Below are 638 nucleotides of genomic sequence, written 5' to 3'. Positions count from 1 at the left end.
CAAGAATATATTAAAAATTACTAGACTAATCATAGATTTTCTATCATCAATCAAAAATCAAAATAACACCAAATTAAATCTATTTCAAATATTTTAAAAGTTTCAATAACCTTGGTTATTTTATTTAAAATAAATTAATTTATGCAAAGAGAATTTTATATCCCAAATCAAAGCATCCTAAATAAAAATGAATAAAAATGCTTGTCTGAAAACAAGCTGCGCGAGTTTCTGCGAAGCTAAAGCTTTCAGACAGGCATTCTTTGGGAAGCAAAGGTAGTTTTGGGGATGGAGAAGTGGTGGTGGAGAGGCTGAGAAGCGGCCGAGAGAGCAGATGGGGGATAGAATCGTTTGAATTTGACTGTACCGCAAAAATTCAGGCAGCCGTAAATCAGACGGCCTTGAAGAGCTAAGCCCTTACTGCACACAGCTGAATTTTTCCAATTTGATGCGCCACATTTAAGGACTGTACATTCACATCCTGCAAAGCAAACAGTTCGTCTTTTTGGCTGGTGCCGTCTTGGTTCAAATCGCGCCATACGCGCAGTTTGGCGAAGTTTTCGTCTTTGGCATCCACCACACCATCGCCGTTGCTGTCGAATTCGGCCAGAGCGGCAAAGCCTGTTGGTGCGTTGCTGCCG

At 40.4% G+C, this 638-nt stretch carries 1 pseudogene; it reads right to left on the bottom strand.

Annotation, left to right across the window (positions count from 1 at the left end):
• Nucleotides 1-406: 406 nt before the first annotated feature.
• Nucleotides 407-638 (bottom strand): annotated as a pseudogene (locus tag AKG09_RS12105) (hypothetical protein); the annotation flags it as partial.

This window comes from Neisseria sp. 83E34, assembly GCF_001308015.1.
In the GTDB taxonomy this organism is placed as follows: Bacteria; Pseudomonadota; Gammaproteobacteria; order Burkholderiales; family Neisseriaceae; genus Neisseria.
The sequence above is the reverse complement of the archived record's forward strand: the minus strand, read 5'-3'. Positions and strand labels throughout refer to the sequence as shown.